Origin of the sequence: Promicromonospora sp. NPDC050262 (assembly GCF_040655935.1) — a bacterium.
GTDB lineage: Bacteria > Actinomycetota > Actinomycetes > Actinomycetales > Cellulomonadaceae > Promicromonospora.
In genome coordinates this window covers 227,266-246,826 of sequence record NZ_JBFAKX010000001.1, presented here as the reverse complement: position 1 = coordinate 246,826, position 19,561 = coordinate 227,266, and the positions used below count along the sequence as shown (strand labels likewise).

General features: G+C 74.1%; 12 protein-coding genes. 10 read left to right on the top strand and 2 right to left on the bottom strand.

The features are described from left to right. Nucleotides 1-14 precede the first annotated feature (14 nt). From AB0I29_RS01110 to recD, 5 genes are all read left to right on the top strand, one after another. Nucleotides 15-881 (top strand): aminoglycoside phosphotransferase family protein, encoded by an 867-nt coding sequence (locus AB0I29_RS01110; RefSeq protein WP_357476974.1) that lies wholly within the window; start codon nt 15-17, stop codon nt 879-881. A gap of 57 nt (nt 882-938) precedes the next feature. Next, complete coding sequence (locus AB0I29_RS01105; RefSeq protein ID WP_285103487.1) at nt 939-1,178, top strand: hypothetical protein; 240 nt, start codon at nt 939-941, stop codon at nt 1,176-1,178. 75 nt (nt 1,179-1,253) lie between these two features. Further along, nucleotides 1,254-4,661, top strand: coding sequence for an exodeoxyribonuclease V subunit gamma (gene recC / locus AB0I29_RS01100; RefSeq protein WP_357476970.1), 3,408 nt, complete (start codon nt 1,254-1,256; stop codon nt 4,659-4,661). Then, nucleotides 4,661-8,056, top strand: a complete 3,396-nt coding sequence (locus AB0I29_RS01095) for a UvrD-helicase domain-containing protein (RefSeq protein WP_357476967.1) — start codon at nt 4,661-4,663, stop codon at nt 8,054-8,056. Before recC ends, AB0I29_RS01095 begins: the two co-directional genes overlap by 1 nt. Then, nucleotides 8,053-9,885: an exodeoxyribonuclease V subunit alpha gene (recD, locus tag AB0I29_RS01090; protein WP_357476965.1), complete on the top strand. Its 1,833-nt coding sequence runs from the start codon at nt 8,053-8,055 to the stop codon at nt 9,883-9,885. The genes AB0I29_RS01095 and recD overlap by 4 nt, the downstream gene beginning before the upstream one ends. A gap of 27 nt (nt 9,886-9,912) precedes the next feature. Here recD and AB0I29_RS01085 read toward each other — a convergent pair whose 3' ends face one another. Together AB0I29_RS01085 and AB0I29_RS01080 are read right to left on the bottom strand one after the other, a co-directional pair. After that, complete coding sequence (locus AB0I29_RS01085; RefSeq protein ID WP_357476961.1) at nt 9,913-13,149, bottom strand: BTAD domain-containing putative transcriptional regulator; 3,237 nt, start codon at nt 13,147-13,149, stop codon at nt 9,913-9,915. 21 nt (nt 13,150-13,170) lie between these two features. Further along, nucleotides 13,171-14,052 (bottom strand): NlpC/P60 family protein, encoded by an 882-nt coding sequence (locus AB0I29_RS01080; protein ID WP_357476958.1) that lies wholly within the window; start codon nt 14,050-14,052, stop codon nt 13,171-13,173. A 134-nt stretch (nt 14,053-14,186) separates the two neighbouring features. Between AB0I29_RS01080 and AB0I29_RS01075 the strand changes: the two genes are divergently transcribed. The 5 genes from AB0I29_RS01075 to AB0I29_RS01055 all read left to right on the top strand — a co-directional run bounded on the left by AB0I29_RS01075 (nt 14,187) and on the right by AB0I29_RS01055 (nt 19,541). Further along, the gene (locus AB0I29_RS01075; protein ID WP_357476956.1) at nt 14,187-14,927 is read left to right on the top strand and encodes a YdcF family protein; all 741 of its coding nucleotides are present in this window, start codon (nt 14,187-14,189) and stop codon (nt 14,925-14,927) included. Nucleotides 14,928-15,003: 76 nt separating this feature from the next. Next, a complete protein-coding gene (locus tag AB0I29_RS01070) occupies nt 15,004-16,587 on the top strand; it encodes a carbohydrate-binding protein (RefSeq protein ID WP_357476953.1) in 1,584 nt (527 codons plus the stop codon). Continuing rightward, entirely contained in the window at nt 16,538-17,707 is a 1,170-nt protein-coding gene (locus AB0I29_RS01065) for a hypothetical protein (RefSeq protein WP_357478093.1), read from the top strand. Before AB0I29_RS01070 ends, AB0I29_RS01065 begins: the two co-directional genes overlap by 50 nt. 104 nt (nt 17,708-17,811) lie before the next feature. Beyond that, a complete protein-coding gene (locus tag AB0I29_RS01060) occupies nt 17,812-18,648 on the top strand; it encodes a sugar ABC transporter permease (protein WP_357478090.1) in 837 nt (278 codons plus the stop codon). 11 nt (nt 18,649-18,659) lie between these two features. Further along, nucleotides 18,660-19,541, top strand: coding sequence for a carbohydrate ABC transporter permease (locus AB0I29_RS01055; protein WP_357476950.1), 882 nt, complete (start codon nt 18,660-18,662; stop codon nt 19,539-19,541). The last annotated feature ends 20 nt before the right edge of the window (nt 19,542-19,561 follow it).

The window sequence follows — 19,561 nt, the reverse complement described above, 5'->3', positions numbered from 1 at the left end:
GCCAGGATGCGACGGTGGAGATCACCGACGTCACGCGTGCGATCGCGGCTGCGACCTCGGTCGCCGCATCGCTCGACCTCCCGGCCGACGACGCCGTCGTGCTGCACGACTCGAACAAGCTCGCGCTGCGGCTGACGCCGTGCGACGTGTTCGCCCGGGTCGCCCCGGTGGGGCAGGAGGTCGCGCAGTTCGAGGTCGACCTCGCTCAGCGGCTCGCCGAGGTCGGATCACCGGTGGGCCGGTTGGAGCCCCGGGTGGACCCGCGGGTGCACATACGCGACGGCTTCGCCGTGACGTTGTGGACCTACTACGAGCCCGTGGCACCTGGCGCATCACCGGCCGACATCGCCAAGGCGCTGGAGGAGCTGCATGCCGGCATGCGCGCGGTCGACGTGCCGAGCCCGCGGTTCACGGACCGGGTCACGGAGGCGGAGGTGATCGTCGCCGACCCGGCCCGCTCGCCCGAGCTCGCCGACGCGGACCGCGTGTTCCTCGGCGGCAGGCTCGCGGACCTGCGGCGGGCGATCGAGGAGCGCGGCGCCGTGGAGCAGCTGCTCCACGGCGAGCCGCACCCGGGCAACGTGCTCAGCACGAGGAACGGCCCGTTGTTCATCGATCTCGAGACGTGCTGCCGCGGACCCGTCGAGTTCGACCTCGCCCACGTTCCCGAGGCGGTCTGCGAGCACTACCCGGGCGTCGACCGGGAGCTGCTGGACGAGTGCCGGCAGCTCGTCCTCGTGATGGTCGCCGCCTGGCGGTGGGACGTCGGCGACCAGTTCCCGCGGGGGAGGCTGTTCGGGGAGGAGCTGCTGCGCGTGCTGCGCGAGGGTGCTCCCTGGCCGACCCTCGACACGGTGGTCGAGCGGCTGGGCGGCCGGTAGCCCGCAGGCCACATGCCGGGCGCCGGGTCGGCCGGCCGGTCCGATAGCGTGCCCACCATGACGGAGACGCCGGGCGAGAACACCTTTGACCAGCAGATCGTGCAGCTCATCCCCGCCGACGGATGGGTGGCCGTGTACAAGGACGGAAAGACCGAGATGCGCGCGCCGTTGGTGGCCTGGGGGTTGCGGCGCGACGGGCAGGTCGTTCCGCTGGACACCAATCCCGCGGGCGACGTCGGGGACCCCCGGTCGACCGCCAACTTCGACCGCGTCGAACGGATCATCGGGCTTCGCTAGCGCCAGGCGGGGCCGGCGGACCCGCCGCAACGCTCGATGCGCCCCAAAGCCGACCGGGAGAGATACGTTGGCGTGATGGCGGTCGTCCTTCATCGTGCTCCGCGCACCGACCTGCTCGCGGAGGCACTGGGGGACCTGCTGGCCACGCCCCTGGAGGACCCGTTCGCGACCGAGGTCGTCGTGGTGCCCGCCCGCGGTGTCGAGCGATGGCTCGCGCAGCGCCTCAGCCACCGGCTCGGCGCCGCCCGCGGGCAGGACGACGGTGTGTGCGCGGGCGTGGACCTGCGGTCGCCGGGCTCGCTGTTCGCCGAGGTCACGGGCACGCGCGACGACGACCCGTGGGCGCCGGACGCGCTGACCTGGCCGCTGCTGGCGGCGATCGACGCGAGCCTCGACGAGCCGTGGGCCGCGCTGCTCGCCCAGCACCTCGGGCACGGGATGCCGGGCGAGGAGGGTGACCTGCGGCGCGGCCGCCGGCTGTCCGTCGCCCGCCGGCTCGCGCGGCTCCTCGCGGGTTACGCCGCCCAGCGCCCGGCGCTGGTCGCGGACTGGGCCGCGGGCCGCGACACCGACGGGTGCGGGCGCGCGGTCCCGGCCGACCTCGCGTGGCAGCCGCCGCTGTGGCGCGCCCTGGCCGAGCGGGTCGACGCCGAACCGCCGCACGCGCGGCACGCCGCCGTCGTCGAACGGCTGCGCGCCGCACCCGGGACCTTCGACCTGCCCCCGCGCCTGTCCCTGTTCGGCCACACCCGCCTGGCCGCGAGCGAGGTGGACCTGGTCGGCGCGCTCGGCGCCCACCGCGACGTGCACCTGTGGCTGCCGCACCCCTCCGCGCCGCTCTGGTCGGCGCTCGAGGACCTCGGCGGCCCCGTCGACCGGGCGCGGGACCGTTCCCACGAGCGCGCCGGACACCGGCTCCTGGCCACGCTCGGCCGCGACACGCGCGAGCTGCAGCGCACGCTGTCCGCGATCGAGCTGCGCGACGAACCCGTCGCCGCGGCGGACGACGACGGCGGCACCGCCGGCGACGAGGAACCGCCGTCGACCCTGCTGCGGATGCTGCAGCACGACCTGCGCGCCGACGCCGTGGGCGACGCCGGCGCACGGCTACTGGACCCCGCCGACCGGTCGGTCCAGGTGCACGCCTGCCACGGCCCGGCCCGGCAGGTCGAGGTGCTGCGCGACGTGCTGCTCGGCCTGCTGGCCGACGACCCGGCGCTCGAGCCGCGCGACGTGCTCGTCATGTGCCCCGACATCGAGACCTACGCGCCCCTGGTCACCGCCGCCTTCGGCCTGGCCGACGTCGTCGGGCCGCACGGCCACCCCGCGCACGGCCTGCGGGTACGGCTCGCCGACCGGGCGCTGGACCGGACCAACCCGCTGCTCGCGATCGGGGTCCGTCTCCTGGACCTCGCCGGCGGCCGGGCGGGCGTCGGCGACGTCGTGGACCTGGCCCACGCCGATCCCGTGCGCCGCCGCTTCGGGTTCCGCGACGACGACCTGGAACAGCTCGCCCGCTGGGCGCGCGAGACCGGTGTGCGGTGGGGGTTCGACGCCGCGCACCGCGCGGACCTCGGCCTGGCCGACTACGGGTCCGGCACCTGGCAGGAGGGCCTGGACCGGCTGCTGACCGGGGTAGCGATGTCGGACGACACGGGCACCTGGCTCGAGCGCGTCCTGCCGCTGGACGACGTCGGCAGCGGGCAGGTCGAGCTCGTCGGCCGCCTGACCGAGCTCGTGGAGCGGCTCCGGGACGTCACCGACGGGCTCGTCGGCGGGCATCCGCTGGAGCACTGGCTGACCACGCTCGAGGACGGCGTCGCGGCGCTCACCACCGTGTCGGCCGCCGACGCGTGGCAGCTCGCCCAGGTGCGGCGCGAGCTGGCCCGCGTGCGCGCCGACGCACCCGACCCGGCGGTGCTCCTGCGGCTGCCGGACGTGCGCGCGCTGCTCGCCGACCGCGTGGCCGGCCGCCCGACCCGCTCCAACTTCCGCACCGGCACGCTCACCGTGGCCACGCTCGTCCCGATGCGGTCGGTGCCGCACCGCGTCATCGCCCTGCTGGGTCTCGACGACGGGGTGTTCCCGCGCGTCGGCATCACCGACGGCGACGACGTGCTGGCCCGCGAGCCGAGGACGGGCGAGCGCGACCCGCGCAGCGAGGACCGGCAGCTGTTCCTCGACGCCGTCCTTGCCGCGACCGGGACCCTCGTGGTGACCTACAGCGGCGCCGACGAGTACTCGGGGCAGGAACGGCCCCCCGCGGTGCCGCTGGGCGAGCTGCTCGACGCCCTCGACGAGACGGCCCGGACGCCCGACGGGCGCCCGGTGTCCCGAGCCGTGACCGTGCGCCACCCGCTGCAGCCGTTCGACCGGCGCACCGTCGAACCCGGCGCCCTCGTGCCCGGCACCGCCTTCACCTTCGACCGCGCGGCCCTGGCGGGGGCCCGGGCCGCGGCCGGTCCGCGCACCCCGGCCGGGCCGTTCCTCGCCGCGCCGCTCGCGCCGGCGGCGCTCACCAGGTCGGGCGACGGCGTCGTCGCGCTCGACGACCTGCTCACGTTCTACCGCTCGCCCGCACGCGGGTTCCTCGTCCAGCGCCTCGACGTCGGCCGCTCCTGGGACGAGGAACCGCTCGACGACGGCCTGCCCGTCGAGCTCGACGGCCTGGGCCGCTGGGCCGTGGGGGAGCGGGTGCTGCGCGACGTGCTGCACGGCACGACGCCGGAGGACGCAGTGCAGAAGGAGTGGCGCCGCGGCCAGCTCCCGCCCGGCCGCCTCGGTTGGCGCCCCCTGGTCCGCGTCGCCGAGGAGGTGGGCCCGCTCGCCGACGCCGCCTCGGGGCTGCGGGCGAGCCCCGCACGCGTCGTGGACGTCGACGTCGACCTGCGCGACGGGCGCAGCCTGCGCGGCTCCGTGCCCGGTGTGCACGGCGACCGCCTGGTCGCGGTGTCGTACGCCCGGCTCGGCGGTAGGCAGCGCCTGCAGACCTGGATCCGGCTGCTGGCGCTCGCGGCGTCCGACGACGACCGGCCCTGGGTCGGCTACACGCTCGGCCGGCCGACCAACCCGCGCTCGCGCCAGAGGTGGCAGGGATCCCGGCTGGGGCCGCTGGACCATACGGCCGTGGACCTGCTGCGTGACCTCGTCGCGCTGCGTGACCGCGGGCTCACCGAGCCGCTGCCCCTGCCGGTCAAGGCGTCGGCGCTCTACGCCGAGGCACGCCGCAGCCGCGCCGACCCCGCCGAGGCGCGGTTCCGGGCCGGGCAGACCTGGACCGGGCAGCGGGGGCCGGGCGGGCGCCTCGACGGCGAGGGCGCCGAACCCGAGCACGTCCGTGTCCATGGCCTCGGTGCCCCGCTGCCCGGGACCGACGAGGAACCGCGCTCCGGCGAGGAGCAGCCGGGGGAGACCACCCGCTTCGGCGCGCTGGCGATGCGCGTCTGGAGCCCGCTGCTGGAGAGCGAGAGGTTCAGCGAGTGATGGACGGCTTCGACGGCGTCTTCGACCTGGCCGGGCCGCTGCCGCGGGACACGGCGCTGCTGGAGGCCAGCGCGGGCACCGGCAAGACCTTCGCGATCGGCGCGCTCGTGACCCGCTACGTCGCCGAGGGCGTCGTGCCGCTCGACCAGATGCTCGTGGTGACCTTCGGCCGCGCCGCGACCCAGGAGCTGCGCGACCGTGTGCGCGGCGCCCTGCTGCGCGCCGAGCGCACCTTCGCCGCCGCCCTGGCGGGCCGCGACACCGGCCCGGTGGACGCCGTCCTCGCGGCGCTGCTCGACGTCGACGGCGCCGAGCGGGCCCTCCGGCACCGGCGGCTGGCCGACGCCCTGGCCGCGTTCGACCACGCCACCATCGCCACGATCCACCAGTTCTGCCAGCTCGTGCTGCGCTCGCTCGGCGTCGCCGGGGACACCGAGCCCGGCGCCGAGCTGGTCGAGTCCCTGACCGAGCTCACCGTCGAGGTGGTCGACGACCTCTACCTGCGCCGGTACGGCAGCGACCCCGAGCCACCACCGTTCGACCGGGCCTGCGCCCTCAAGGTCGCCACGGCAGCCGTCGAGGACCCGCGCGCCGCGCTCGCCGACGCGGACCCCGACGACGCCGTCGGCTCGGCACGGGTCTCCTTCGCCCGCGCGGTGCGCGCGGAGATGGAGCGGCGCAAGCGGCGGCTCGGCATCCTGTCCTACGACGACCTGCTCGGCCGGCTCGCGGACGCCCTGGACCCGGCAGCGGCCGACGGCGGCGCCGCCGTCGGCGCACGCATGCGCGAACGCTGGAAGGTGGTGCTGGTCGACGAGTTCCAGGACACCGACCCCGTGCAGTGGCAGGTGCTGGAGCGGGCGTTCGGTACCGGGCAGCCGGGGACGCAGGCCATGGTGCTGGTCGGCGATCCCAAGCAGGCCATCTACGCCTTCCGCGGCGGCGACGTCGTCGCCTACCTCGATGCCGCCCGGGGCGCGACCACGCGCGCGACGCTGGGCAGCAACTGGCGCTCGGACGCGCCGCTGGTCGACACCCTGGGGGTGCTGCTGGGCAACGCGGCGCTCGGCCACGACGAGATCGTGGTGCACCCGGTCACGGCGGAGGGCGGGGGCAGCCGTCTGGCCGGTGCGCCGCACCCGGCGCCGTTCCGGTTGCGGCAGGTGCTGCGCGACGGGCTGCCCCAGTACAAGGGGCTCGTCAAGGCCGCCCCGGCACGCGAGCACGTCGCGACGGACCTCGCCGCGGACGTCGCCGGCCTGCTCGCCTCGGGCGCGACGTGGGACGGGCGCCCCCTGGTGCCCGGCGACGTCGCCGTCCTGGTCTCGGCGCGGACGCACGGCCGGCTCGTGCAGGACGCGCTCGCCGCGCGGGGCGTGGCGGCGGTCATGCCCGGCGGCGACGTGTTCGAGACACCGGCCGCCGACGAGTGGCTGACGCTGCTGGAGGCGCTGGAGTCCCCGCACCGCTCGGGCCTGGTGCGGGCCGCCGCCCTCACACCGTTCCTCGGCCGCACGGCTGCCGACCTCGGCGCGGGCGGTGACGCGGGCGGTGACGAGGGTGGTGAGGCCCTGACCGCCCGCGACGCCGACACCCTGCGCGGCTGGGCGCTCCTGCTCCGCCACCGGGGCGTGGCCGCCCTGCTGGAGGCCGCCGAGGAGCGCGGGCTGAGCAGCCGGGTGCTGGCCCGGGCCGAGGGCGAACGGCTGCTGACCGACGTCCGCCACCTGGGGCAGCTCCTGCACGAGGTGAGCGTCGCCGAGTCGCTCGGCCTGACCGCCCTGCTGGCCTGGTTCCGCGACGAGCGGCGCCGCACGGGCACGGCCGAGCGGCCCCGCCGCCTGGACTCGGACGCCGCGGCCGTGCAGATCGTCACCGTGCACGGCAGCAAGGGCCTGCAGTACCCGGTGGTCTACCTGCCGTTCGGCTATGACAACTACGCGCGCCCGGTCGAGATCGCGCTCTACCACGACGAGCGCGGCGCGCGCACGATCGACGTCTCCGGCTCCGGCGCGCCGTGGGACGCCCACTGCGCCGCGCACCGCGCCGAGGAGGACGGCGAGGAGCTCCGCAAGCTCTACGTGGCCCTGACCCGCGCGCAGTCGCAGGTCGTGGCGTGGTGGGCGCCGACGTCGAGCACCCCGACCAGCGGGCTGCACCGCCTCCTGTTCGGCCGCACCCCCGGCACCCGGCAGGTGCCGGCCACGCAGCCGGTCAAGGACGACACCTACGCCACGCGGGTGCTGGGGCTGCTCCAGGAGCTGGGCGGACCCGCCGCCGAGCTCGCCGTGCCCGCCGCGGCGTCCGCCCCCGTCCCCGCGGACCGGCACGCGCCCTACGAGGCGCGGGCCTTCGACCGCACCGTCGACACCGGATGGCGGCGCACCTCCTACAGCGGGCTCGTCGCGGCCGGCGAGGCCGTCGCGGGTGCGGGTGCGGGTGCCGGCGCGGGGGTGGGCAGCGAACCCGAGGCCGCCGGCACGGACGACGAGCCGGACGCTCCCGAGACCGACGCCGACGAGCCGGCCGCGCCCGACGGCGCCGCGGCGTCGCCCATGGCCGACCTGCCCACGGGCGCCGCCTTCGGGTCCCTGGTGCACGCGGTGCTGGAGCACGTCGACCCGTTCGCGGCCGACCTGCGCGCCGAGCTGCTGGAACACGTCACCGAACAGCTGCGCTGGTGGCCCGTGCAGGCCGACCCGGTGGCGCTCGCCGACGGGCTCCTGCCGCTGCACCGCACGCCGCTCGGCCCGCTGGCCGGTGGCCTGACGCTGGGCGAGATCGGCCGGGCGGACCGGCTCCGCGAGCTGACGTTCGAGCTGCCGCTGAACGGGGGTGACCTCGTCGGTGGTGGGCTCGGCGGCCCTGCCGAGCCGAGGCTGGGCGACCTCGCGCCGCTGCTGCGCGTACACCTGCCCGCCCACGACCCGCTCGCCGCCTACGCCGACCGGCTCGACCAGCCCGCACTGGGGGACCAGACGCTGCGCGGCTACCTCACCGGCTCGATCGACGTCGTCCTGCGGCTGCCGACCGGCCGGTTCGTCGTCGTCGACTACAAGACGAACTTTCTCGGCCCCGCCGTCGCCGACTACTCGCGGGACCGCATGGCCGAGGCCATGCTGCACTCGCACTACCCGCTGCAGGCCCTGCTGTACGGCGCGGTGCTGCACCGCTACCTGCGCTGGCGGCTGCCCGGCTACGACCCCGGCACCCACCTGGGCGGGGTGCTCTACCTCTTCGTGCGCGGCATGGCCGGGCCGGACACCCCGGACGCGGGCGGCGCTCCTGGCGCGGTCGGCAGCCCCGCGGGCGTGTTCTCGTGGCAGCCGCCGCCGGCGCTGCTGGTCGGGCTGTCGGACCTGCTCGCCGGCGTCGCGGATCCGGAGGCCGCATGACGCCCGCGATCGAGCGCTGGACCAGCGAGGACCCGCACGACGCCCGCCGGGCGCTCGGCGCGACCGGGCTGCTGCGCACCTTCAACGACGCCGGTGTGCTCACCGCCGCCGACGTGCACGTCGCGCGCCGCACGGCCGACGTCGTCGGCGAGGACGACGAGGCCGTGCGGCTCGCCGTCGCGCTCGCGGTGCGCGCGGTACGGCAGGGCTCGGTGTGCGTGGACCTGGGCGGGTTCGGCGACGGTCCCGACGAGGTGGCGCTGCCCTGGCCCGCGGCCGACGGCTGGCTCGACCGGGTGGCCGCGAGCCCGCTGGCCGAGCGTTCGGTGGTCCGGGCCGACCTCGGCCTGCTCTACCTCGACCGCTACTGGCGCGAGGAGCGGCAGGTGCGCGACGACCTCGCCGCCCGGCTGGTGGCGCCCGCGCCCGCCGTCGACGACGCACTCCTGGAGGACAGCGCGGCGCGGCTGTTCCCCGGCGACGCGTACGCCGAGCAGCGCGTGGCGGCGCTGTCCACCGCGCGTCGCCTGACCACCGTGCTCACCGGCGGCCCGGGCCGCGGCAAGACGACGACGGTCGCCGGCCTGCTCGCCCTGCTGGCGGAGCAGGCCGAGCACGCCGGCGGACGTCGCCCGCGCATCGCGCTCGCCGCCCCGACCGGCAAGGCGGCCGCACGGATGCAGGAGGCGGTGGCCGAGGCGCTCGGCGCCCCGCCGAAGGCCGGTGCGCGTGCGGGGGCCGGGCGGCCCGGGTTCACCGCCGACGACCGGCGCCGGCTCGACGGCCTCCAGGCGGGCACCCTGCACCGGCTGCTGGGGTGGCGGCCCGGCTCGACCACCCGGTTCCGGCACGACCGCGCCAACCGCCTGCCGCACGACGTCGTGGTGGTCGACGAGACGTCCATGGTCTCGCTCACGCTCATGGCCCGGCTGCTGGAGGCCGTGCGCCCCGACGCGCGGCTCGTGCTCGTGGGCGACCCCGACCAGCTCGCGTCCATCGAGGCCGGTGCCGTGCTCGCCGACCTGGTGGCCGGGCTCGGGGAGCGCGACGACGGCGTCGTGACGGCCCTGCTCACCGACCACCGGTCGGAGAGCGCGGCGATCACGCGACTGGCCGCCGCGATCCAGGACGGCGACCCGGAGGCGGTGCTCGCGGCGCTGACGGCGGGCGACGGCGTCGTGGAGCTCGTGCACCCCGACGACGCGGTGGCGCTGGCCGGTCTCCAGGACGAGCTGACCCGGCACGCGCTCGACGTGCGGGGCCTGGCGCTGGCCGGGGACGCCGCCGGGGCGGTCGATCTGGCCGAGCGGCACCGGCTGTTGTGCGCCCACCGGGAGGGCCCGTGGGGCGCGGCGCACTGGAACCGGCAGGTCGAGCGCCGGCTCGGCGAGGCCTCCGGCGCCTACCTCGGCGCCGCGGTGGGCGCCGAGTGGTACGCGGGCCGGCCGGTGCTGATCACCGCGAACGACTACGGCCTGGGCCTGTTCAACGGCGACACCGGGGTGGTGGTCGCCGACGGCGAGAACCTGCGCGCCCACCTCGCCGGCGGCGCGTCGTTCGCCGTCTCCCGGCTCGGGGACGTCGAGACGCTGCACGCCATGACGGTGCACAAGAGTCAGGGCAGCCAGGCCGAGACCGTGACGGTGCTGCTGCCGGACGAGACGTCGCCGCTGCTCACGCGCGAGCTGTTCTACACCGCGGTGACCCGGGCGCGCCGTCGGGTGCGGGTGGTCGGCACGCCGGAGGCGGTGCGGGCGGCGGTGACGCGGCGGGCACGGCGGGCGAGCGGGCTGGCCGTGCGGCTGCGGGGCGACCCGCCGACGGCGTAGGCACGCGGGGGAGGGCCCCGCGCAGGATCAGGCGTGCTTCCGGACGGCCAGCCCGTGCACCCGCCGTGCCTCGACGACGACGGACGTCGCGTCGCACGCCTCCGCGAGGACGGCGGCGCGCGCGGCCTCGTCCGTCGCTTCCTGGGTCTTGCCCAGCCGGAGGTGCGCGCTCGCCAGGTGGGCACGTGCCCGGGCCTCCCACGACCGGTAGCCGTGTGCGGTCGCCAGCGCTGCGGCGTCGGTCAGGATGGCTGCTGCCTCGGCGGTGTGCCCGCTCGCCAGGAGGCTCATGCCCAGGCCGTCACCGGTGATGACCTGTGCCCTGGGGTCGTTCAGCCGGGATGCGGCGGCGTGTGCCTCGCGGGCGGTCTCGACTGCTTCGGTGGGCCGGCCGGTCTGGGCGAGGAGCCTGCCGAGCTCGTCCAGCGTGGAGAGCTCCCCGCGGGTGTGGCCGCGTCGGCGGAATCCGCGGAGGACGTCGTTGAGCTGGGCCTCCGCGGTCCCGGTGTCGCCGAGGAGCCGCAGGGCACTGGCGAGGTTGCCGCGGATCGTCAGGTCGGCCACCTCGCGCTTGTTGCCCTCGCTGATGCGCAGCGCGGCGCGGAACGAGTCGGCGGAACGGACGAGCTCGCCCTGTTCCAGGTAGGTCATGCCGAGCCCGTTCAGGGCGAGGGCGCGGGTCTGGCTCTCGGGCTCGGTCTGGGACAGCGTCTGCTCGAAACAGGCCGTGGCCTCGACGAGCCGGCCGGCCTCGTAGTGCTCCCAGCCCACGTTGTGCGCCAGGTAGGCGACGGCGTCGGTCCAGCCGCAGAGCTCGGCGAGGCGGGTCGCGCGGACGGTGTCCGCGTGCGAGTCGTCGATGCGTCCGTGCGCCCAGTGGGCGTAGCTGCGGGAGATGTACATCGCCGCACGTGCCTGGTCGTCGCCGGTCCGGACGGCCGCCCCGAGGCCGGCTTCGGCCAGGTGCTCCCAGCTGTCGAACCGGCGGAGCAGGAGGTATCCGCGGAGCTGGTCGACGAGCCGCCAGACGTCGGGACCACGATCGGGGTCGTCGGCCGACGAGGTCGCCAGGGCCAGCATCGACGGGTACTCCAGGTCCATCCATCTCATGGCGGCGTCCTCGTCGCCGAACACCGCGGTGCGGTCCGGGTGGCCGGTCAGCCGGAGCAGGTGCGGGTGGATCCAGTCGACGGCCGCGGTGGCCCGGTCGAGGTACCAGCGCCGGAGGCGGCTCTCGGCGTCGGGGACGCGGTCGGCCGTGGTGAGCTTGCGCCGGGCGAACAGCCGCAGCAGGTCGTGGCTGCGGAACCGGTCGGCGGCGTGCTCGGTCAGCATGTTCGCGTCGAGCAGCTCGTCCAGCGCACGGGCAGCCGTCCCGTCGCCCACCAGCACCTCCGTCGCCTCCGTGCCGAAGTCGATGCCGGGGTGGAGCGACGACATCCGGAACACGCGTTGCGCCGTGCGGGAGAGCTCCGTGTAGCTGAGCTCGAAGCTGTTCCAGAGGCTCGACGTCCCCACGGCGAGGTGGTCCAGACGGTCCTGGCCATTCTGGAGCCGGTGGACGAGGTCCGCCGGCACGAGCTGCCGCCGGCTCCGCAGCTGCGCGGCCGTGATCTGCAGGGCGAGCGGGAGGTCGCTGCACAGGCGCGCCAGCTCGTCGAGAACCGCCGCGTCGCCCCCGTCCGACGTCGTCGTCGCGGCCGCCAGCAGACGGACCGAGTCGGTGCGGTCGAGCACGTCCAGGCGGACCAGGACGGCGCTGTCGAGCTCGGGCAGCAGACTTCTGCTGGTCACGAGCACGTCGCTGTCGCCGAGGCCCGGGATGAGCGGGCGTACCTGGGCCGCGTCCCGGGCGTTGTCGAGCACGATCAGCATCTTCCGGTCCGCGAGCCGGCTGCGGAACAGTGACGCCGCCTCGGGCAGGTCCGCGGGCGGCGTCCCGGGGCCCGTGGCACGCAGGAAGCGCTGCAGGATCTCCAGGGGCGGGACGGGAACACCCGCGGCGTCCTGCAGGTCGGCGAACAGCTGACCGTCGGGATACCGGTCGTGCGTCTCGTGCGCCACGGACAGGCACAGGGCGGTCTTCCCGACGCCTGCGGCGCCGCTGACCACGACGGGCACGTTGCCGCCCTCAGGGCCGCGGTCGAGCGCCGCCGTGATGCCGGAACGCTCGTCCGTGCGTCCCACCAGGCGCGGCGGAGCCGCGGGAACCTGCCAGGGGACCGAGGCCGCGGCGGCGGACTCGTCCGTCCAGCGCTGCCGCAGCGCGTCCAGGTGCGCGGTGCGCAGCCGCTCCCCGGGGTCCACGCCGAGCTCGGTGGAGAGTGCGCGCCGCGTGGACTCGTACCGGCCGAACGCCTCCGCCTGGCGTCCCGCCGCGGCGAGCGTCTGGATCAGCGACGACTGGACCACCTCGTCGAGCGGGCGCCGGTCCGCCATGGTCGTGAGCGGCACGACGGCGTCCTCCGGCACGCCGAGCTCACGGGTGATCCTCGCGTACGACAGCAGCGCCGCGACGTACTCCTCCTCGATCGCCGCGATCCGGTCCGGTGACGTCACGAGGTCCGGGTCCGGACCACCGCGCCACAGCGAGACGGCGGCAGCGAGGGCCTCCTTCGCGCCGCTCGTCGCCCCCGAGCGTTGCGCATGCCCGGCGAGCTCGCGGAACGTGAGCAGGTCGAGCTGGTCGGCCGGGACGAGGAGCCGGATACCGGCGCGGTCCTGCTCCACGACGGGCTGCCGGTCGTCGGAGTCCTCCAGCAGGCGACGCAGGCGTGTCAGGTGGATGTTCAGGGCCGCTGTCGTGGTCGAGGTCTCGCCCGGCCAGAGCGCTGCGACGAGCACCTCGCGGGGTACGGGCGACCCCGCGGCGACCGCCAGCTCGGCGAGCAGCACCTGCTGCATCCGGGACCGCAGGGGGATCCGTACCTCACCCCGATGCAGCAGCAACGGCCCGAGAACACCGATGTGCACGGTTCCGGGACCCGCCGTCGTGCCACCGGACCGGGACCGTACGAGCGCCTCGTCGAACCGCTCGCGCAGCCGGTCTGCCTCCGGGCCGGCGAGCCCGAGGGCCGCGATCAGGGCGGCGACGGACTCCCGTCGGGGACGGCGGCTGCGCCCCTGCTCGATGTCCCGGACCGAGGCGAGACTCACCCCGGAAGCCCCGGCGAGCTCGCGCTGGGTCAGCCCGCCGGCCTCTCGATGCCGGCGGAGCAGATCACCTGCTGAGTCCCGGACCCTCTCGACATCGGACGACGGCACGCCGTGATCATAGGCGACGGCTCAGGCGGCCCACCCCACGGCACCGAGGATGCGGTACGCGCCCACGCGAGAGTTCACCCAGTCGGCGTGGAAGCCGACCGGAGTGCCCGTCCGGTGGGCGTCGAAGACGGTCCCGTCGCCGGCGTAGAACGCGACGTGCGTGATGTTGCCGGTGTACTCGCCGTCGGCGTCGTAGAAGATCAGGTCACCCTCCTTGAGCTCGGAGTAGGGCACCTGCTGGGCGTAGATCCTGTCCTGGCCGGTGTGCGTCCGGGCCCAGTCGTACATCGCCTGCGACGAGCGCACCGGCCACCCGGGGAAGTCGGCCACCTCGTCGTAGGACGCGTACACGAGCCCCGAGCAGTCGTAGGCCGGGCCGTCCCCGCCGGTCCCGGAGAACGGTGCGCCTTCCTTCTCGAACGCGTTCCGGAGCCCGAGGCCGGACCAGTTGTACAGGTTCGCGTACCGCGTGCACAGGGTGCCCTCGGCCGTCGTGCCGTTGGAGACCTTGATGTTCAGGTGGTTGATGGAACCGATGGTCCCCGGGTTCCAGTCGTTCTCGCCGTACCAGGAGCTGAAGCCCTCGCCGGCCGTGCGGGCGTGGGTGACCGTGCCGTCGTCGAAGACGTAGTCGGCGGTCACGCCGTTCCCGGTCACCGCGGAGATCTTCAGGACCGGGCTCCGGCCGTCGCCGGCGGTGTCGCGCAACCGGTACCGGAGCGACACGCCGTCCGCGCCCCAGGTGACCTGGATCGCCGCCTCGGCGTTCCCGCAGCCGACCACGATCTCCTGACCGGGGGCCGAGAAGGGCGCCGCCTCGGCCGCCTGCGCTGCCGGCGCGACGGCAGCAAGGCACCAGAAGGCGGTCACGAAGGCCACGATCCCGCTCACCAGTCTGCGCATGGCTCTTCCGTCCCGGTTCTCGAGTGGGTTCCTCGCGGTTCCTCTGACACCGATGAAGGTAGGAACCCGACTCGACAACCGGCTTTCCGTACCCCGCCCGTACGTTCGGGCTGGTTCGCCGCTATCGTTCCGCCGTGAGCCTGCTCTGGATCGTCGTCGGAGCGGCCCTGATCCTCGATGCCGTGATCGTGTCGTTCACGAGCAGCCTCAACTCCGGCGTCATCGCGACGTTCGTGCTCGGTGTCCTCTACCTGCTCCACGGTCTCCACCGGGACCGGACCCGGGCGGGAACACGGAGAAGCCTGTTCCGGTGGGTCAAGGTCTTCGTCCCGGTCGCCACTGCCCTGGTGCTCGTCCTCTTCGCATCCATCGCGTCTCTCGGCAGGACGGACACCGTCTCGCACCAGGAGGACGCCGTCATCGTCCTCGGGGCCGCGCTGAAGGGCGAGGACGTGACGCCGTCGCTCCGCTCCCGGCTGGACGCGGCCGTCGGGTACTCCGTCGCGAACCCGGACGCCGTCATCGTCGTCGCCGGAGGTCAAGGGCCTGGGGAGTCCGTCACCGAGGCGCTCGCGATGGAGCGGTACCTGATCTCGCACGGGGTCTCGGAGGACCGGATCATCCGGGAGAGCCGGTCGACCAGCACCTATGAGAACTTCGTCCTCACGAAGGGGCTCCTGGACGCGCACTTCGATGCGGACTACACCACGGCCTTCATCACGAGTGACTACCACGTGTTCCGGGCCGGCGAGATCGCCGAGGAAGCGGGCATCGGCAGCACTCACGTGCACGCGGACACGCCGTGGTACGAGATCCCCGTCGACTACGTCAGGGAATCCCTGGCGATCACGAAGTTCGTCCTGACGGGGCGGTGATCACCAACAGTTAATTGACAGTGACAAAAAAAGACGGTTGAGTGTCCGCACCAGCAACGACGCCGGAGGGGCACTCATGTCAGTCAGATCCGCATCCGACCAGGTCCGGCGAGCCGACCGTGCCTGGCTCGCCGCCGGCCTGGCGCTCGGCGTCGTGGTCACCATCGGGGCGGCGCCCGCTCCCGCGGCCACCGCGGCCGATCCGAGCGGGGCCACCATCGAGGCCGAGGCCACCCAGGTGGTCCTCGACGGCGCGAGCCGCAGCGGCTGTTCCACCTGCTCGGGCGGGAGCAAGGTCGGCAGCATCGACCCGTCCGCCACGGCGAAGGTCCCCGGCGTCATCGCGCCCGAGGACGGCACCTACGAGGTGACGCTGCACTACCTGAGCGGCGACGACTCGCGTGCGCTCACGATCACGCCCGACGGCGGCTCGATGGCCACCGTGCCGGTCGCCTCGACCGGCGGCTGGGACCGCGTCGGCACCGTCACGGTGGACCTGCCCCTGCACGCGGGCGAGAACAGCCTGACGTTCAGCGCCCCGGCCGGCGCGCTCGGCCCCGACCTCGACCGGGTCGACGTCGCCGGCGCGACCGCGAAGGACTACACGCTCACCGACCCCGACGCGGCCGATCCGGTGCCCGTCGACCCCACCCGCGCCACACCGGGCGGCAAGCGGACGGTGCTCCGCGGCGGTGACGTCGTCATCGACTACTCGCTCCGCAGCGGCACCGCAGACGCCCGCTGGGGCGGCCGCGAGGCCGTGACCGGCTTCTACAGCGGCGTGCGCCTGGGCGACGAGTTCGTCACCACCAAGCAGTACGACGGCGGCTGCCGGCTCACCGCCCGCACCACGGTCACCTGCGCCAAGCCCGGGCTGCCCACGCTCCGGCAGGTCTTCGCGTTCGACGGCGACCACTCGTTCTCGGTACGGCTCGACGTGACGGGCACCGACGGCCCGGTCACCACCTCGATGATGGTGCCGGTCATGACCGACCGGCGCGGCTCGGTCGACCTCGGGCGCACGGGCGACAACCGCATGGTGCTCGTGCCCTTCGACAACGACCACTGGGTCCGCTACGAGACCCCGGCGATCAAGGACGTGACGCCGGCCCGGCGCAGCTTCGAGGTCACCGCGTTCATCGACGACACCTCGCGCCGCGGCCTCGTCGTCGGCTCCCTGGACCGCGACACGTGGAAGTCCGGCGTGGTGGCCGACGGCAACGCGCGCGGCGGCCTGGACCGGCTGCAGGCCGCGGCCGGCCTGACGGACTGGAGCTACGACTACGGCGACGGCATGAACAAGTACCAGTTCAACCGCGAGCTCAAGCCGCACGCCGAGGTCAGCGGCGCCACGGTGCGCTCCCCGCGCATGTTCGTGGGCCTCTTCCCGGACTGGCGCGAGGGCATGGAGACCTTCGGCCGCGCGCTCCCGCACCTGGGACGAGGGCACGCCCTTCGGGTTCAACAGCTGGGGCGGCCTCGGCGCCCGCGGTGGCGACGCCGCCGTCATGGACGAGGTCTCGGAGTTCCTGGCCGAGGAGACCCCCGGGTTCCGGAACGCCGACTCGGCCAAGGGCCTCTACGCGGGCGTCGACTCCTACTGGGACAAGATGCTCGCCCCCGAGTACGCGTTCGAGGACCCGAACACCTCCTGGGTTGAGCTCGAACAGTACGTCGCCGACGTCAAGGCGCGCGGCCAGGAGCCGGCCCTGTACTTCCAGCCGTTCGCCAACTTCTGGCGCGAGGGCCTGGACGAGCCCATCGGCGGGACCGCGCTGTGCGACACCTGCGAGAACCAGACCTACCGCCAGATGGCGCTCAAGGTGAACGGCATCCCCGTGAACATCGACGGAGCCTGGGCGCTCGACCCGACCAACCCCGGCGTGCAGAACCGCGCCCGGATCGCCCTGGGCAAGTTCCGCGAGCTCGGCGTGCGCTACGTCAAGCTCGACTTCCTGACCCACGGCTACGTCGAGGCCGACGACTGGTACGACGCCGACGTGCACACCGGCCAGCAGGCGTTCCGCCAGGGCATGGCGCAGGTGGTCGACGTCGTCGGCGACGACATGTTCGTCGACCTCGCCATCTCGCCCCTGTTCGCCTCCGAGTTCGCCCACGCCCGGCGCATCTCGTGCGACGTGCACGGCGCCCTGAACAACTGGCACCCCACGCAGCCCGACCGCTACCAGAAGAGCACCGAGTACCTGCTCAACTCCCTGACGTACGGCTGGTGGCTCGACGAGGTCTACGCCTTCAACGACGGCGACCACGTCCAGTTCGGCAACTACGAGTACGACGGCAACGCGAACGCCTACCTGCTGGACGACCCCTACCCGAGCATCTGGCCCGAGGGGCAGAACCGGGCACGCGTCACCTCCGCCGCCATCACGGGGATCTACCAGGTCAGCGAGGACCTCACCGCCACCGGCCACCCGGTCATCAAGCAGCGGGCCCGCGACCTGCTGCAGAACCCCGGCATCAACCACCTCGCCGAGCTCGGCCGGTCCTTCGCCCCCGTGCGGGCCGGAGCCGACGCCTTCACCGCCGCCGACACGTTCGTGCTGCACGACGGCGGGACCACCTACGTCGCCGCGTTCAACTACGGCGCGACGCCGCGCACCGCCGACCTGCCGCTGCGCGACCTGGGACTGGGCGGCGGCCGGTACGACGTCACCGAGCTGTGGACCGGCCAGGAGAGCCACGCCGCGGGCCGGCTGCGCGCCGTCGTGCCGGGCGAGGACGTGCGGGTCTGGGCCATCACGAAGGGACGGCGCTCATGACCACGACCGCCCTCGACCGCCCCGCCGGCCGGACCGGCGGCGGGGGAGTGCCGGCCGGTCCGGCCCGCCGGCGCCCCCGCAACCAGCTCTGGCCCGCCCTCGGCATGATCGCCCCCGCGGCCCTCGGGTTCCTGGTCTTCTACCTCTACCCGACGCTGCGCGGCGCCTACCTGTCGTTCACCGAGTACAACGTGCTGGGCAGCCCCGTCTTCGTGGGCCTGCAGAACTACGTCGACATGGCCCAGGACGACGTCTTCTGGAACGCCGTCCGCGTCACGTTCCTGTACGTGGTGCTGAACATCGGGTTCCAGACCGTCCTCGCCGTCGGGCTGGCGGTGCTCATGCACCGCCTCACCAGGTCGGTGCTGATCCGCGGCAGCCTCCTGCTGCCCTACCTCATCGCCAACGTCGTCGTGGCCCTGCTGTGGTTCTGGATGCTCGACTACAACATCGGCATCGTCAACGCCGTGATCGACGCCGTCGGGCTGCCCAAGGTCGCCTTCTTCGGCGACGAGGCATGGACCGTCGCGACCATCGCGGGCGTCAACACCTGGCGGCACCTGGGCTACACAGCCCTCCTGGTGTTCGCCGGCCTGCAGATGATCCCGGCGAGCGTCTACGAGGCCGCCGCCGTCGACGGCGCGGGTGAGTGGCGCACCTTCTGGCGCATCACCCTGCCGCTGTTGCGCCCGGTGCTCGTGCTCGTGCTGGTCATCACCGTCACCGGGGCCTTCCAGGTCTTCGACACGGTGGCCGTGACCACCGCCGGCGGGCCAGGCAACGCCTTCCGCGTGCTCCAGCTCTACATCTACGAGCAGGCGTTCGCCCGCGGGCACTTCGGCTACGCGTCGGCGATGTCCGTGGTCCTGTTCCTCATCCTCGCCGGGGCGGCCTTCGCGCAGATGCGACTGCTGCGCGCCGGCGAGTCCGACCTCTCCTGATGGGAGCGCACATGCGTACACGGATCACCTGGGGCCGGGCGCTCGCCTGGATCGTGCTGTGGCTCTTCGTGCTGGCCACCGTGCTGCCGTTCTACTGGATGCTGCGCACCGCGTTCTCGGACAACCAGGCGCTCGCCGCCCAGTCCTTCTCGCTGCTGCCCGCCGACTTCACGCTCGGCCCGTTCAAGCGGGTGTTCGGCCTGGCCACTCCCGAGGAGGCGCTCGCGGAGGGCGGTTCCGGCGCGTCGCTGAGCTTCTGGCTCTACCTGCGCAACTCGCTCGTGGTCGCCACGGCCGTGACGGTGGGCCAGGTGCTGTTCTCCTCGATGGCGGCCTACGCCTTCGCCCGGCTCAGCTGGCCGGGGCGGGACGCCTGGTTCGCCGTCTTCCTCGGGGCGCTCCTGGTGCCGCCGATCTTCACCTCGCTGCCGAACTTCCTGACGATCAAGTCGCTCGGCCTGCTCAACACGCTGCCCGGGATCATGCTGCCGAGCCTGTTCATGACGCCGTTCGCGATCTTCTTCATGCGGCAGTTCTTCCTCGGCATCCCGAAGGAGATCGACGAGGCGGCGATGATCGACGGCGCCCGGCCCTGGCGCATCTTCTTCCGGATCATCCTGCCGATCTCGGCGGCGCCGGTCACCACGCTCGGCATCCTCACGTTCATCAACACCTGGAACGACTACTTCTGGCCGCTCCTGGTGGGCCAGACGGAGGAGTCCAAGGTGCTCACCGTGGCCCTGGGGGTCTTCCGCTCGCAGACGCCGCAGGGCGCGCCGGACTGGGCCGGGCTCATGGCCGCGTCCCTCGTCGCGGCCCTGCCCATCGTGATCCTGTACGCCGTCTTCGGCCGCCGGGTCATCAACTCCATCGGTTTCTCCGGCATCAAGTAGCCGGGCCAGAAAGGAACACC